We start from the raw sequence: 11,368 nt of genomic DNA, 5'->3' as shown, positions 1-11,368 counted from the left end.
GAAGATCTGCCAGTCGGTCGGTATCGGCGTCATGGTCTATAACCGCGACAACTCCGTGCTGCAGGCCGATACGCTCGCCCGTCTTTGCGACGAGTGCCCGAACCTCATCGGCTTCAAGGACGGCACCGGCGACATCGGTCTGGTGCGCCAGGTTACCGCCAAGATGGGCGACCGGCTGACCTATCTCGGCGGCATGCCGACGGCGGAACTGTTTGCCGAGGCCTATCTCGGCGCCGGCTTCACCACCTATTCCTCTGCCGTCTTCAACTTCGTGCCCGGCCTTGCCAACGAGTTCTATTCGGCACTTCGCGGCGGCGACCGTGCCACCTGCGAGCGCATCCTCAACGATTTCTTCTACCCGTTCATGGCCATCCGCAACCGCGCCAAGGGCTATGCGGTTTCGGCGGTCAAGGCCGGCGTGCGCCTGCAGGGCTTCAAGACCGGCTCTGTGCGCCCACCGCTCAAGGACCTGACCGGCGCGGAAATCGAGATGCTTGATGCGCTCATCGGCGCCCACAAGCGCAAGGCGTGATGGGAGGACGGAGAGCCATGAAGATCACCGCCGTCCGAACCCATCTCCTGGAACACCGGCTTGCCGTACCCTTCGAAAGCGCTTCGATGCGCTTCGATCGTCGTGCGCATGTGCTGGTCGAGATCGAATGTGATGACGGGACGGTGGGGTGGGGCGAATGCCTCGGTCCTGCGCGGCCGAACGCGGCTGTGGTGGCGGCGTATTCCCCCTGGCTGATCGGGCAGGACCCGCGCCAGACGGAAAAGCTCTGGGCAATCCTCTACAATGCCTTGCGCGATCAGGGGCAGCGTGGTCTGGCGGTTACGGCGCTGTCCGGCATCGACATCGCGCTCTGGGATATCAAGGGAAAACACTACGGCGCATCCGTTTCGATGATGCTGGGTGGCCGTTGGCGCGAGAGCGTTCGGGCCTACGCGACCGGCAGCTTCAAGCGCGACGGTGTCGACCGTGTCTCCGACAATGCGACGGAGATGGCCGAGCGTCGAGCGCAGGGGTTTCACGCCTGCAAGATCAAGATCGGTTTCGGCATCGACGAAGACCTGCGTGTGATCCGCGCGGTGCGTGAGGCGATCGGCGATGACATGCGACTGATGATCGACGCCAACCACGGCTACACGGTCACCGAGGCGATCCGCCTCGGCAAGGCGGCGGCGGACTACGATATTGACTGGTTTGAGGAACCGGTAGTGCCGGAACAGCTTTCCGCCTATCGCGAGGTGCGCGCCGGACAGCCGATCCCGGTTGCCGGCGGCGAGACATGGCATAGCCGCTACGGCATGTGGCCGGCGATCGAAGGCCGCGCCGTCGACATCCTGCAGCCGGACCTTTGCGGCTGCGGCGGCTTTTCCGAGATGGCGAAGATCGCAAGCCTTGCGACCTTGCACGGGGTTCGCGTCGTGCCGCATGTCTGGGGCACTGGCGTGCATCTTGCCGCGGCGCTGCAATTCATGGCGTCGATGACGCCAGACCCGGTGCGGCTCAATCCGATCGAGCCGATCATGGAGTTCGACCGGACGGAGAACCCGTTCCGTCAGGCGGTGCTGACAAGACCGATCGAGGCCGTCAACGGCGTCGTTGCCATCCCGGACGCGCCGGGCCTCGGCATCGAGATCAATCGCGATGCGCTCGCCGAGTTCAAGATGCCGGAGCTCGCGCGATGATCGAGCGCATTCTGAGCGGCCGCCCGCCGGAGCCACGCCTGCCGAGGGGCACGGTGGACACGCAGATGCATATGTATCTGCCTGGCTTTCCGTCGCTGCCCGGTGGTCCGGGTCTTCCGGTCGAGCCGCTGCCGGACGCCGGGGCCTATCGCCAGGTGATGGATTGGCTCGGCATCGACCGGGTGATCATCACCCAGGGCAATGCCCATCAGAAAGACAACGCCAATACGCTTGCTTGCCTTGCCGAGATGGGTGCCGCCGCCCGCGGCGTCGTCGTCATCGATGAGACCACGTCGGATGCCGAGATGCGAGGGCTGTGCGAAGCCGGTGCTGTCGGCGCGCGCGTCATGGATCTGCCAGGCGGCGCGGTGCGGCTCGACGCGCTCGAGGCCGTTGACGCGCGAGCGTTGGCCGCGGACTGGATGATCGCCGTCCAGTTCGACGGAAACGGGCTGCTCGACCATTTGCCGCGGCTAGAGCGCATCAGGTCCCGCTGGGTGTTCGATCACCATGGCAAGTTCCTGGGCGGCGTCGACCCGGACGGGCCGGAGATCGCAGCGCTCCTGAAACTGATCGACCGGGGCAATGTCTGGTTCAAGTTTGCCGGTGTCTATGAGAGTTCAAGGGACGCCTGGCCGTATGCCGACGTCGCCGCCGTTTCGCGCCGGATCGCCGCACATGCGCCGGAACGCATCGTCTGGGGCAGCAACTGGCCGCACAACATGATCAGGAAGACCGAGGACTATCCCGATGATGCGCGGCTTGCCGAGCTGGTGCTTGGCTGGCTTGCCGACGAGCGTTCACGGCATCTGGCCCTCGTCGAGAACCCTGAACGCCTGTTCAAGCTGCCGGCCTTCGTGGCCGCGTGATTTCAGCGGTCGACAGGGAGCTGGGAGGCTTCCTGTCGGGCTCAACGATACGAGGATTTCGCATGCCGGCCCGGACGGGCAGCAACTTCGGCCTTGGGAGAGGCCGCAGCACGATCACTGGAGGAGGAAAACATGAAGAAAATTGCAGGCATTCTTTGCGTCGCAATGGGGCTGGCGTTTGCCGGCACGGCGGCGCAGGCGCAGGAAATCACCCTGCGTTCGGCGGATATCCACCCGGACGGCTACCCGACGGTCGAAGCCGTCAAGTACATGGGACAGCTGCTCTCCGAGCGCACCAACGGGCGGATCAAGATCGAGGTCATGAACAATGGCGTGCTTGGCGGTGAAAAGGACACCATCGAGCAGACCCGCTTCGGCGTCATCGACATGAACCGTGTCAATGCCGCGCCCTTCAACAACCTCGTCAAGGAGACGATGGTTCTCGGCATGCCCTTCCTGTTCCGCTCGACGGAGCACATGCACAAGACGGTCGACGGCCCGATCGGCGAGGAAGTGCTCGCGGCCTTCGAGCCACACGGCCTGATCGGTCTTGCCTTCTACGATTCCGGCGCCCGCTCGTTCTACACCACCAAGAAGCCGATCGAGAAACTGGCCGATCTCAAGGGCCTGAAGATCCGGGTGCAGCAGTCCGATCTCTGGATCGCCATGATGCAGGCCTTCGGCGCCAACCCGACCCCGATGCCGATGGGCGAGGTCTATTCCTCGCTGGAAACAGGCGTTGTCGACGGTGCTGAAAACAACTGGCCGTCCTACGAGTCCGCCCGGCACTTCGAGGTGGCCAAGAACTATTCGCTCACCGAACATTCGCTCAATCCGGAAATCCTGGTGATCTCCAAGGTGAGCTGGGACAAGCTGTCTTCCGACGACCAGGGCCTGATCCGTCAGGCGGCAAAGGACTCCGTCGGCAAGATGCGTGAACTCTGGAGCGCACGCGAGAAGGTCTCGGAAGAGAAGGTCCGCGCCGCCGGTGCAAACGTCATCAAGGTCGACAAGGAAGAGTTCGCAGCCGCCATGGGGCCGGTCTACGACAAGTTCGTCAGCGATCCGAAGCTGAAGGACCTCCTCGAGCGGGTGAAGGCGGTCAAGTGATGGCAGCGGCAAGACCGGCTCCGACATCGGGGCCGGTCTTTGCCACTCTCCACCGGATCGCTTTGCCGAAGGAGGCAGGGAAATGCGTCGTTTCATGCGGGCGATACGCCCGTTTCTTGGGTGCCTGAGCCGCGCGTCGCTCTATATCGCCGGCATCGGCATGGTCGCCATGACGTTGATCGTCGGCTGGCAGGTCTTTGCCCGCTACGTTCTCAATGACTCTCCAAGCTGGTCGGAGCCGTTATCGCTCCACCTCATGGCGTGGTTCATCATGCTTGGTGCCGCTGTCGGCGTGCGCGAAAGCGTGCATCTCGGCCTCGATGTCGTCAGGCACGTGATGAAGCCGTCGGTGCAGCTGGCCATGGACCTGACAAGTCTCGGCCTGATCGCCGTCTTCGGTCTGGCGATGGCGTATTACGGTGCCCTCCTTTCGGCCGGAACCTGGACCGCATCCATACCGGTGCTCGGATGGCCCGGTGGCGTCGACTTTTTCCCGCTCATCGTCGGTGGCGCGATGATCGCGCTGTTTGCCGCGGAGCGCTTTATCGACCAGCTTCTTGGCGTCGAGCTCGCCGCCGACGTCGCCGTGCAGGAGATGGCCTGAATGGCTTACACAATTCTTTTCGGGGTCTTTACCCTGCTGATGTTCATCGGCATGCCAATCGCCTTCTGCCTTGGCATAGCATCGTTTGCGACCGTGCTCTATCTGGGGCTGCCGCCGGTGGTGGTGTTCCAGCAGCTGAACTCGGGCATGAACGTCTTTGCCATGATGGCCATCCCGTTCTTCATCTTTGCCGGCGACCTGATGGTGCGCGGCGGCATCGCCAACCGGCTCATCCGGTTTGCCGCCGGCCTCGTCGGGCACCTGCGCGGCGGTCTCGGCCAGGTCAACATCGTTGCCTCGACGCTCTTTGGCGGCATTTCCGGCTCGGCGGTGGCAGACGCGTCGGCGGTCGGCGGCCTGATGATCCCGCAGATGGCCAAGCGCGGCTATGACCGCGACTATGCGGTCAACGTCACCGTCAACGCGGCGATCATTGCGCTGATGATCCCGCCGTCGCACAACATGATCCTCTATTCGATCGCCGCCGGCGGCAACGTCTCGGTCGCCGATCTCTTTACCGCCGGCATCATTCCCGGCCTGTTGTTGGCGCTAGCGCTGATGGTCACGGCCTATGTCGTCGCGCGGCGTCGCGGCTATCCGGCCGAACCGTTTCCGGGCTTTTCCAAGGTCTTTTACTACCTGCTCGCATCCTTCCCCGGCATCGTTCTGATCGGCATCATCTTCGGGGGCGTGCGCTCCGGTGTGTTTACGGCCACCGAAAGCTCCTGCATCGCTGTGCTCTACGCTTTCCTCGTCGCCATGCTGGTTTACCGCGAGCTGGACTGGGCGGGCTTCGTCGAGGCCGTGATGGGTGCGGTGCGCACCACCGCCATGGTGCTGCTCGTGATCGGCATGGCGGCGGCTTTCGGCTGGCTGATGGCATTTCTGCAGGTGCAGGCGCTGATGATCAGCGCGATCGGCGCGATCTCGGAAAACCCGATCATCGTGCTGCTTGTCATCAACATCATCTTGTTGATCCTTGGCACCTTCATGGACATGGCGCCGATGGTGATCATCTGCACGCCCGTGCTCCTGCCGGTCGTCAAGGCTTTCGGCATCGACCCCGTGCATTTCGGCGTGGTGATGATCCTGAATGCCGGCATTGGCCTCAACACGCCGCCGGTCGGAACGGTCCTCTTCGTCGGCTGCGCCGTTGGTGGCATCACCATTCGCGAGGCGATGCGCACCATCTGGCCGTTCTTCGGTGCGAGCATCGCCGTCCTGATGGCGGTCACCTACATCCCGGCGCTGTCGCTCTGGCTGCCATCGGTCTTCAAGTGATCTGATCTGCCGAAAGGTCTGAACCGGGCCCGGTCGCACTGGCCGGGCCTGGCAACATTCGCTCATTTGTTATGGTTCGCCGCGGTGCACTGGCGTTCCAGCCGCTTCAGGAACACACCGATCTCGCGTGCGGCCTGCAGGTCGCCCTTTCGTTCCGCGACCGTCCGGCCTTCGCGCCAGACCTGAAGGGCCTCTTCGAACCGTCCCATCTTGTGCAGGATAGCGCCGCGCAGTTTCCAGGCGGCCGAATAGTCCGGGTTGAGCGCGATCGCGCGCTGCACGTGCGCGAGGGCGGTTTCGCACTCGGCGTCCTGCAGGCAGACGTTCGCCAGTGTGAAGCGCAGCAGGGGATCGTCCTTTCCCTCCAGCAACAGTTTCTCGAGAACTTGCCGCATGGCTGGCGTTCCTCCCGTGGTCACCGCCTCAAGCCGCGGGCTTGGCTGCCGCGGAGGACTGGTGGTTCCTGCCCGGCAGCGCAAGCAACGGCTTCGTCTTGTCGAGAGATTGATATTGCCGCCGGCTCCAGATCAAGGGGGCGACATGGTCTGAGGCCTCGGTTGCGACAATTGTTCCGACGAACAACATGTGGTCGCCAGCCTCGATCGCGGCGCTGACCACGCAGTCGAGAGCCGCGGCAGCGCCCAGGAGCCGTGGACGCCCGCTGGGCCAATCGGCCCAGATGCCGACAAGAAAGCGTTGGGCGGCGTCGATCTTGCCGGCAAAGGCGTCCGCGATCATCTCCTGTCCCTCGGCCAGCATGGCGAGGGAGAAACCGTTGTCCGTCGCAATCAGCGTCGCAAGCGGGCTGTCGGCCTTGATCGAAATCACGATCGATGGCGGGTTGGCGGAAAGCGAGAAGGTCGCGGTCACCGTGCGGCCGAGACTGTCGGCGCCCGCGCCGGCGCTCGCCACGCAGACGGTGGCGGCGAGATGCGACAGGGCGTCGGCGAACTCCGGTTTCGACACGGCCAATTCGGCATGGGTGTCGATGTCGACGGAAAGCGGAGGTGTCTGGCGCATGGGACGTGTTCCAACTGAGAATGGCCCGTGGCGACGGGGAGGCGCCACGGGGGTTGCGGAAGCCCCGGTCCAGGCGGGGCGGGGGCTACCACACATTCTTGACCAACCGCGTCGCGAGCCGGTTGCGGATCGCGGCGATCTTCAAGCGGTCAGGCGGACTGCAGTTCCGCTTCGGCAAACTCGTAGTTGGCGAGCTTGTCGAGGAAGTTCGTCGTGTAGTCCGGCCGGCGGTTGCGGTAGTCGATGTAATAGGCATGTTCCCAGACATCGAGGCCGAGCAGGGCCTTGCCTTCGCCTGTTGCGACCGGATTGGAGCCGTTGGCGGTTTTCGTCACTTTGAGCTTGCCGTCCGTTCCGAGCACGAGCCAGGCCCAGCCCGAGCCGAACTGGCCGGTGGCGGCCGCCTTGAAGGCATCCTTGAAGGCAGTCACGCCGCCGAAGTCTTCGGCCAGTTTCTTTTCGAGCGCGCCGGGGATCTGGCCGCCCTTGGGCGAAAGGTTGTTCCAGAAGAGGATGTGGTTCCAATGCTGGCCGGCATTGTTGAACACTGGCGCCAGTTCAGCCTTGCCATGGCTGAGGCGAATGATGTCCTCCAGCGACAGGCCCGCGAGCGACGCGTCCTTCTCGACGAAACCGTTGAGCGCCGTGACATAGGCCTGGTGATGCTTGCCGTGGTGGAACTCGATCGTCTCGGCGCTCATGCCGTTGTCAGAGAGTGCTGTGGCTGCATAGGGGAGGGCGGGAAGTTCGAAGGCCATGGTGATATCCTTTGCGGGCGGGGCACTCTCGATGGATCGCTTGTCTAAGATCGACCGAGAGTGTATTTAGCAAGATAATTCTTTGTAAATCCGTGCGCAGGAATATGTCAAGCGATCACTTGTTAAATCCAGGGCAAAGCAGCGGCCGCACGCCAGGAGAACGCATCCTGCTTGCGCTGAAACTGCATGGGCCGCAGACCGCGGCGGCGCTCGGTAAGCGCCTGGCGATTACCGGTGAGGCGGTACGCCAGCAGCTTGTCCGCCTTTGCGAAGATGGCTCCGTCATCTCGTGGTCGGAGGCAAAAGGCGTTGGTCGTCCGTCACAGTTTTGGGGCCTGACCGCTCTTGGTCACGGAGCGTTTCCCGATACGCATGCCGAACTGACGGTCCAGCTCTTAAGGACAATCCGGCAAACGCTCGGCGAGGACGCAATCGATCACTTGATAGCGGCGCGGGAAGACGAGACCCGGCAGACCTATCGTGCAGCGATGGATGGCAAAAGGAACCTGCGCGAACGACTGGATGAGCTCGTGCGGTTGCGCTCGCAGGAAGGCTACATGGCCGCGTGCGAAGATCCCGGTGACGGCACGTTTCTGTTCGTCGAAAACCACTGCCCGATTTGCGCGGCGGCAACGAGCTGTCAGGGCTTTTGCCGCGCGGAGTTGAACGTGTTTCGCGACGTGCTTGGCCCTGATGTCGATATCGAGCGCGCCGAGCATATTCTCGCCGGCGCGCGCCGTTGTGCCTATGTGGTCAGGATGGCCGATCGGGTCGCCTGACAGGCGCTGTTGCGGCGTGACGCCCCCGTCAGCGCGCGCCCATGCGCAGGGCGCCGTCGAGACGGATGACCTCGCCGTTCAGCATGCGGTTTTCGCAGATGTGCTGCACAAGTGCTGCGAACTCGTGCGGTTTGCCGAGCCGCTGCGGGAAGGGCACGCTCTTGCCGAGCGAGTCCTGCACCTCCTGCGGCATGCCCGCCATCATCGGCGTTTCGAAGATGCCGGGGGCGATCGCAACAACGCGGATGCCAAATCGCGCGAGTTCACGGGCGACCGGCAGCGTCATAGAGACGACGCCGCCCTTGGAGGCGGCATAGGCCGCCTGGCCGATCTGGCCGTCGAAGGCGGCGACCGATGCGGTGTTGACGATCACACCGCGCTCGCCGTCGTCACCTGGGTCTTCCCGTTGGATCGCTTCGGCGGCCAGCCTCAGCATGTTGAAGCTGCCGATGAGATTGATTCCGACCGCGCGCGCGAAACTCTCGAGGCGATGTGGTCCATCGCGACCGAGCACCTTTTCTCCCGGCGCGATGCCTGCGCAGTTCACCAGCCCATGCAGATGGCCGAAGCGGCCAAGTGCTGCCGCAACCGCAGCAGCGCCATCGGCCTCGTTGGTGACATCGGTCTTCTGGAAGAAGGCATTGCCGCCGAGTTCATCGGCCATCTTCTGGCCGGCCTCGGCGTTGACGTCGGCCAGGACAACGCGCCCGCCCGCCCCGTGAAGCTGCCGTGCGACAGCCGCGCCGAGGCCCGAGCCGCCACCGGTCACGATAAAGACTTTTCCATCGATCAGCATCTGAGGCTCCTCCCGCACTGGATCGTGTCGCTGCTAATCGACATAGCGTTGCTGCCCGTCGAAGCCAAGATGGGAAGCCGACCTCGCCGGGCGCGCTCGGGCGTCAGTGGGCGCCTATCGGCGAAATTTCGATGATCTTGATACCGACGGCGTTGGTGGCCTCGTCGAAGACGATTTCGCCCCTGCCGATCACCATGCCGTTGACCTTGAGTTCCACCGGTTCGCCGAAATTGCGGTCCAGGTGGATGGTGTCGTTCTGGTGTAGTTTTGAAATCTGCGACACCGTCAGCTTGGCCCGCCCGATCACGGCTTCGATCGCCAGCGGGATCCCCTGCACGGCGCGCTCGCTCATGACGGAACGGCCTTCGAACGCAGGGCTTTCGTCGAGCTCGACCAGCTCATTCTGTAGCTTGTTGTTAATCATCCTCTACCATCCAAAGCACTGATTCACGACTCTTTAACAAAGAGTTGCGCCAGTTCGCCTCAGGTGGCAACCGTGGCTAAATGGGGGTTCTCGGTGCCTTGCGAGCCAGCGTTAACAAAGTGTTAACATCCACAATCGGGAGAGCGCGGAAGCCCTCAAAGTGTTACCGCCGCCCAGTTTCCGTCCCGTTTCTGGAATCCGATCGTGCGCTTGCCGTTCGGCAATTTGTCGCCGAGGCGGACGACATAGACATAGCCTTCGTAGACCATCAGCCCGCGATCGCCATCGCTGAACAGGATCTCGAAATTCGGCCCGGCGCCTATGGCAGCGTCGATACCGGTTTCGAGCCCCGGCGTTGCGATCGCGGCCATCTCGGCGGGAGGGCCTTTCGGGGACATTAGGAAGTATAGGGTGGACCCGATGGCTGTAATGCCCACAAGAACAGCCGCCGCCCATGGCAGTAGACGGCGCTTGGAACGTGCTGGGCTCGGTTGAGGCGTGGCAACACTCAAGGTCAAATTCCCGATTCGCTGTATTTACCAATCGGAACCGATCGTACTCGGAAAGCGACAGACGCACTCTTATGGGCGCAATCGCCCGAGATGCTGTCGATTTTACTTAGTGGAACCGTTCCGGACTTCAAGCTGCAAAGACGCTCGCTTTGCAGCTTGAAGCAGCATGCCCATTCGCTTGTGGGAGCAACATATGTGCTTGAGCGTTTCCACACCTTTTGAGTGTCGCACCAGAAAGGACCGTTGTGCCTCTGATCGCGCGTGTCACGCGCGATCAGGCTGGCCACGGCTGAAATCGATCAATCTCAGCCAGGGGACGAGATGAAAGGCGGCCATCAGGAGATACATGGCGCTCATCCCGCCAAGCGCTGCTGCACCATCGGCGCAGATCATCGGACCCGCATCGCTGCCCCCGTTGCTGGACAGAAGCGCCATGAGAGTGAAGGTCGGGGCTGCCGCAAGCGTCATCACCGCGGCCACCACCCGCATGAGGCCGCGACGAGTAAGCCGCTCGCCCGGTGGTGCGGAGCGGCCGTCCGTCCTCATGGTGTGGTGCTCGTATCGGCGGTGCGCATGGCCGCTTCGCCGGTGTCCGACACTTCGACCCATTTCTTATCGGGGGCGGCGCCTTCGATATAACTGTCGTTCCAGTTCCACCACTTGTAGCTCGGGGTCTGCGGGTAGCCGGCCGGCGAGTTCTCCCAGACCTCCTGGCGACCAAGCGGCGTAATATCCAGATAATTCCAGGTGCCGCCCATCTGCTCGTCGCCGCGATTGTTCACCAGATAGGTGCGAAACAGCTGGTCGCCGTCGCGGAAGAACACGTTGTGGCCGTGCCACTCGTCGACGCCGAAATCCACGTCGAAGCTGTCGGTGATGGTGTACCACGGCATGGTCCAGCCCATCCGCGCCTTGAGCCGCGCGATATCCGCCTGTGGCGCGCGGGACGCAAAGATGAGGGTCGTATCGCGGGCGTTGAGATGGGAAAGATGCGCGACCTGGTCTGCAACCATCGAGCAGCCCCGGCAGGCATGATCGGGCCAGCCGTAGACGCCGGGCTCATAGAACGCGCGGTAAACGATCAACTGATGCCGGCCATCAAAGAGCTCAAGGAGGCTCTTCTTGCCGTCCGGGCCTTCGAACGCATAGTCCTTGGCAACCGCCATCCACGGCATGCGCCGGCGCTCGGCCGCCAGTGCGTCGCGGGCACGGGTATGGGTCTTCTCCTTGACGAGCATCTCCTGCCTGGCCGCTTCCCACGCCTGCGGTGAAACGACCGCTGGCCTTTGCATCGCCGGTTCGCCGGTCGTCCGTCCGTTCTCGACTGTCTTGTCCATGGCCTTGAACCTCCTCGTTTCTGGCTCGATCCCACGACGTTGGCGCGCCCTTGAGCGCCCATCGTCGCGGCTTTTCAGTCGAGGATAGCTTGGCATTGCCAACCGAATGGCGGGAGTAACAAGTGTGACGGCATTGCGATCGAGCTGGCGTTAGCGTCTGCGCATGGCCGGCGGCCGCGGGGGCGT

Annotated in this window: 15 protein-coding genes; 7 read left to right on the top strand and 8 right to left on the bottom strand. The window is 63.2% G+C overall.

Translation table 11 applies throughout. The features are described from left to right. The 6 genes from VGO04_RS02240 to VGO04_RS02215 form a co-directional block, all read left to right on the top strand. Positions 1 to 532, top strand: a 532-nt coding sequence (locus VGO04_RS02240) for a dihydrodipicolinate synthase family protein (RefSeq protein ID WP_327494331.1), incomplete at its 5' end; no start/stop codon positions are given. 17 nt (positions 533 to 549) lie between these two features. Beyond that, complete coding sequence (locus VGO04_RS02235; protein WP_327494330.1) at positions 550 to 1,692, top strand: mandelate racemase/muconate lactonizing enzyme family protein; 1,143 nt, start codon at positions 550 to 552, stop codon at positions 1,690 to 1,692. After that, positions 1,689 to 2,561, top strand: coding sequence for an amidohydrolase family protein (locus VGO04_RS02230; RefSeq protein WP_327494329.1), 873 nt, complete (start codon positions 1,689 to 1,691; stop codon positions 2,559 to 2,561). The genes VGO04_RS02235 and VGO04_RS02230 overlap by 4 nt, the downstream gene beginning before the upstream one ends. Positions 2,562 to 2,693: 132 nt before the next feature. Beyond that, positions 2,694 to 3,671 carry a TRAP transporter substrate-binding protein gene (locus VGO04_RS02225; protein ID WP_327494328.1) on the top strand — a complete coding sequence of 326 codons (978 nt, stop codon included), beginning with the start codon at positions 2,694 to 2,696 and terminating at the stop codon, positions 3,669 to 3,671. A gap of 82 nt (positions 3,672 to 3,753) precedes the next feature. Then, positions 3,754 to 4,275: a TRAP transporter small permease gene (locus VGO04_RS02220; RefSeq protein ID WP_327494327.1), complete on the top strand. Its 522-nt coding sequence runs from the start codon at positions 3,754 to 3,756 to the stop codon at positions 4,273 to 4,275. Next, positions 4,276 to 5,556, top strand: a complete 1,281-nt coding sequence (locus tag VGO04_RS02215; RefSeq protein WP_327494326.1) for a TRAP transporter large permease — start codon at positions 4,276 to 4,278, stop codon at positions 5,554 to 5,556. 62 nt (positions 5,557 to 5,618) lie between these two features. Here the strand turns inward: VGO04_RS02215 and VGO04_RS02210 are convergent, their stop codons facing one another. The 3 genes from VGO04_RS02210 to VGO04_RS02200 form a co-directional block, all read right to left on the bottom strand. Beyond that, positions 5,619 to 5,951, bottom strand: coding sequence for a tetratricopeptide repeat protein (locus tag VGO04_RS02210; protein ID WP_327494325.1), 333 nt, complete (start codon positions 5,949 to 5,951; stop codon positions 5,619 to 5,621). Positions 5,952 to 5,979: 28 nt separating this feature from the next. Then, a complete protein-coding gene (locus tag VGO04_RS02205) occupies positions 5,980 to 6,576 on the bottom strand; it encodes a flavin reductase family protein (RefSeq protein ID WP_327494324.1) in 597 nt (198 codons plus the stop codon). Positions 6,577 to 6,725: 149 nt separating this feature from the next. Beyond that, on the bottom strand, positions 6,726 to 7,334 hold the full coding sequence (locus tag VGO04_RS02200) for a superoxide dismutase (RefSeq protein ID WP_327494323.1): 609 nt from the start codon (positions 7,332 to 7,334) through the stop codon (positions 6,726 to 6,728). 11 nt (positions 7,335 to 7,345) lie between these two features. On the opposite strand from VGO04_RS02200, the gene VGO04_RS02195 reads away from it, so the two are divergent. Then, positions 7,346 to 8,113 (top strand): metalloregulator ArsR/SmtB family transcription factor, encoded by a 768-nt coding sequence (locus tag VGO04_RS02195; RefSeq protein ID WP_327494322.1) that lies wholly within the window; start codon positions 7,346 to 7,348, stop codon positions 8,111 to 8,113. A gap of 28 nt (positions 8,114 to 8,141) precedes the next feature. Here VGO04_RS02195 and VGO04_RS02190 read toward each other — a convergent pair whose 3' ends face one another. From VGO04_RS02190 to VGO04_RS02170, 5 genes are all read right to left on the bottom strand, one after another. Further along, on the bottom strand, positions 8,142 to 8,909 hold the full coding sequence (locus tag VGO04_RS02190; RefSeq protein WP_327494321.1) for a 3-hydroxyacyl-CoA dehydrogenase: 768 nt from the start codon (positions 8,907 to 8,909) through the stop codon (positions 8,142 to 8,144). A gap of 103 nt (positions 8,910 to 9,012) precedes the next feature. After that, positions 9,013 to 9,333 (bottom strand): FliM/FliN family flagellar motor switch protein, encoded by a 321-nt coding sequence (locus VGO04_RS02185; protein WP_327494320.1) that lies wholly within the window; start codon positions 9,331 to 9,333, stop codon positions 9,013 to 9,015. Positions 9,334 to 9,488: 155 nt separating this feature from the next. Next, entirely contained in the window at positions 9,489 to 9,704 is a 216-nt protein-coding gene (locus VGO04_RS02180; protein ID WP_327494319.1) for a hypothetical protein, read from the bottom strand. 405 nt (positions 9,705 to 10,109) lie between these two features. After that, on the bottom strand, positions 10,110 to 10,391 hold the full coding sequence (locus VGO04_RS02175; RefSeq protein WP_327494318.1) for a hypothetical protein: 282 nt from the start codon (positions 10,389 to 10,391) through the stop codon (positions 10,110 to 10,112). Then, positions 10,388 to 11,182, bottom strand: a complete 795-nt coding sequence (locus VGO04_RS02170; RefSeq protein ID WP_327494317.1) for a DUF899 domain-containing protein — start codon at positions 11,180 to 11,182, stop codon at positions 10,388 to 10,390. The genes VGO04_RS02175 and VGO04_RS02170 overlap by 4 nt, the downstream gene beginning before the upstream one ends. Positions 11,183 to 11,368: the final 186 nt, after the last annotated feature.

This window comes from Ensifer sp. (assembly GCF_035999185.1).
Classification (GTDB): Bacteria; Pseudomonadota; Alphaproteobacteria; order Rhizobiales; family Rhizobiaceae; genus Ensifer.
The sequence above is the reverse complement of the archived record's forward strand: the minus strand, read 5'-3'. Positions and strand labels throughout refer to the sequence as shown.

Excerpts from the sequence above, each read along its gene's own strand:
- VGO04_RS02235 (WP_327494330.1), top strand. The coding sequence starts at position 550 with ATGAAGATCACCGCCGTCCGAACCCATCTCCTGGAACACCGGCTTGCC.
- VGO04_RS02230 (WP_327494329.1), top strand. The coding sequence starts at position 1,689 with ATGATCGAGCGCATTCTGAGCGGCCGCCCGCCGGAGCCACGCCTGCCG.
- VGO04_RS02225 (WP_327494328.1), top strand. The coding sequence starts at position 2,694 with ATGAAGAAAATTGCAGGCATTCTTTGCGTCGCAATGGGGCTGGCGTTT.
- VGO04_RS02220 (WP_327494327.1), top strand. The coding sequence starts at position 3,754 with ATGCGTCGTTTCATGCGGGCGATACGCCCGTTTCTTGGGTGCCTGAGC.
- VGO04_RS02215 (WP_327494326.1), top strand. The coding sequence starts at position 4,276 with ATGGCTTACACAATTCTTTTCGGGGTCTTTACCCTGCTGATGTTCATC.
- VGO04_RS02210 (WP_327494325.1), bottom strand. The coding sequence starts at position 5,951 with ATGCGGCAAGTTCTCGAGAAACTGTTGCTGGAGGGAAAGGACGATCCC.
- VGO04_RS02205 (WP_327494324.1), bottom strand. The coding sequence starts at position 6,576 with ATGCGCCAGACACCTCCGCTTTCCGTCGACATCGACACCCATGCCGAA.
- VGO04_RS02200 (WP_327494323.1), bottom strand. The coding sequence starts at position 7,334 with ATGGCCTTCGAACTTCCCGCCCTCCCCTATGCAGCCACAGCACTCTCT.
- VGO04_RS02190 (WP_327494321.1), bottom strand. The coding sequence starts at position 8,909 with ATGCTGATCGATGGAAAAGTCTTTATCGTGACCGGTGGCGGCTCGGGC.
- VGO04_RS02185 (WP_327494320.1), bottom strand. The coding sequence starts at position 9,333 with ATGATTAACAACAAGCTACAGAATGAGCTGGTCGAGCTCGACGAAAGC.
- VGO04_RS02180 (WP_327494319.1), bottom strand. The coding sequence starts at position 9,704 with ATGGCCGCGATCGCAACGCCGGGGCTCGAAACCGGTATCGACGCTGCC.
- VGO04_RS02175 (WP_327494318.1), bottom strand. The coding sequence starts at position 10,391 with ATGAGGACGGACGGCCGCTCCGCACCACCGGGCGAGCGGCTTACTCGT.
- VGO04_RS02170 (WP_327494317.1), bottom strand. The coding sequence starts at position 11,182 with ATGGACAAGACAGTCGAGAACGGACGGACGACCGGCGAACCGGCGATG.